We start from the raw sequence: 2018 nt of genomic DNA, 5'->3' as shown, positions 1-2018 counted from the left end.
GAACAGTATATCTAAAGTTAAAAAGTGAATAATATAATTGCAGGTTTGTATCTTCTTCTGAACCAGAGATTCTATCCTCAATCTCTTTTTTTAGTTTTGTTGCATGGACAGTTTGATGTTGTAATATAGCTCTATACCAATCATTAAATAGTTTTGTAACTTGTTCATTACCTTGTAGTTGAACGTTCATAAAATCCCCTAACTTTTTGAATATTCTTATAAATTATATTATCAAAAATAACAATATTTAGAAATGGAGTTTTATATTTCTCAATATTTGTTTAGTAGATTTACTATTAAACAAATTGGAATAAAGATAGTTTTGATATTTAGTTTAAGGAAGGAGGAGTGGAATATAGTAAGGATAGCTAAAGGGTGCTTCAGTCCGCTTTTTTGAAAGGGAAATGTATAAAAAGGTGCGTTCACACAATTTGTATGAACACACCTTTTAAAAAAGTATTAAACAATCACGTCCCGCAAAAAGTCCTATAAGGACGATTCGACGGCACAGGAGGCGTGCAGTAATCCGCTTGTTCTTGAGAATATTCATAAGGATTTGCTAAAGCTTGAAGAAGTTTCTCCATTACGCTATAGTCTCCATTTTTAACAGCTGCTTCTAGTGCTTCTTCTACTCTGTAGTTTCGAGGGATGATTATTGGGTTGTTATTTTTCATCAACTTGTAGGCATCATCTTGCGATTCTTTTTGTCTTTCTAACCGAGATTGCCATAGCTCGTACCATTCTTTAAATTCAGGACTTTCAAATAAAGGTGCATTTTCTAATATATTGTCAGTTAATGCACGGAATGTATTTGTATAATCTGCTTTATATTTTTCCATTGCTTTTAAAAGTTTCTCAATAAGTGATTGATCTTGCTCTTCATTGCTAAATAGTCCTAATTTCTTCTTCATTCCGAGGAACCAATTGTTTTCGTACTGCACACTGAACTTTGAAATTTCATCTTGTGCAATTTTTAGTGCTTCTTCTTCATCTTCATGTAGTATCGGTATTAAAGATTCAGCTAAACGTGCGAGATCCCATGCAGCCATATATGGTTGATTTCCGTATGAATAACGGCCTTGTGTGTCAATAAAGCTAAATACTGTTCCTTGGTTATAACTATCCATAAAGGCACATGGACCGTAATCAATTGTTTCACCGCTAATCGTTATATTGTCAGTGTTCATTACGCCGTGAATGAAGCCGACGAGTTGCCATTTTGCGATAAGGCTTGCTTGTCTCTTAATGACTTCTTGTAGTAGTGCGACATATGGATTTTCAGTAGATTCAACCTCTGGATAATGTCTTTTTATCGTATAATCAGCTAAAGCTTTGAGATCTTCGATTGAGCCTCGAGCTGCGGCGTATTGGAATGTTCCAACGCGTATATGACTGCTTGCAACTCTAGTTAAAATAGCTCCAGGTAACTTCGTTTCGCGATAGATTAGTTCGCCAGTTGAGACTACTGCTAAACTGCGAGTAGTTGGAATATCAAGCGCGTACATCGCTTCACTAATAATATACTCACGTAGCATCGGACCGAGTGCAGCGCGGCCATCACCACGGCGCGAATATGGAGTTGGACCGGAACCTTTCAATTGAATATCAAACCGTTCGCCTGAAGGAGTAATTTGTTCTCCAATTAAAAGGGCACGACCATCTCCTAACATGTTGAAATGACCAAATTGGTGCCCAGCATACGCCTGAGCTAGTGGATGAGCTCCTTCTGGGATTGCGTTACCAGCTAAAATGGCAAATTCGGCTTCCTTTTTTAATTCCTCAGGAGTAAAGCCAAGAGATATTGCTAAAGAATTATTTAGTTTAATTAACTCCGGTGAGTGTACAGGAGTTGGGGGGATTTCGGTGAAAAATGATTGTGGTAAAGTCGTATAACTATGTTCTAAATTCCAACCAGCTTCCTTATTTTTAGTCATTTTCTCTCCTCCTTTTTTGTATTTTGAATATGTATTTGTACGTATGTATTCTTTGTAAAGTTAACTAAAAGTATAATTTATTAT

General features: G+C 36.2%; 2 protein-coding genes. Both read right to left on the bottom strand.

What is annotated here, in order from left to right; translation table 11 throughout:
• On the bottom strand, positions 1–190 hold a 190-nt coding region (locus tag AB3X49_RS22060; protein WP_483298793.1), incomplete at its 3' end, for a response regulator aspartate phosphatase.
• Between the two features lie 277 nt (positions 191–467).
• Positions 468–1934, bottom strand: coding sequence for a protein adenylyltransferase SelO (locus AB3X49_RS22055; protein ID WP_367964745.1), 1467 nt, complete (start codon positions 1932–1934; stop codon positions 468–470).
• Between the last annotated feature and the right edge of the window lie 84 nt (positions 1935–2018).

This window comes from Bacillus sp. C30 (assembly GCF_040838255.1).
GTDB classification, from domain to species: Bacteria; Bacillota; Bacilli; order Bacillales; family Bacillaceae_G; genus Bacillus_A; species Bacillus_A mycoides.
Note: the sequence above shows the minus strand (reverse complement) of the source record. Positions and strands in the feature narration are given on the sequence as shown.

Coding starts and splice junctions, on each gene's coding strand:
- AB3X49_RS22055 (WP_367964745.1), bottom strand. CDS start 1,934: ATGACTAAAAATAAGGAAGCTGGTTGGAATTTAGAACATAGTTATACG.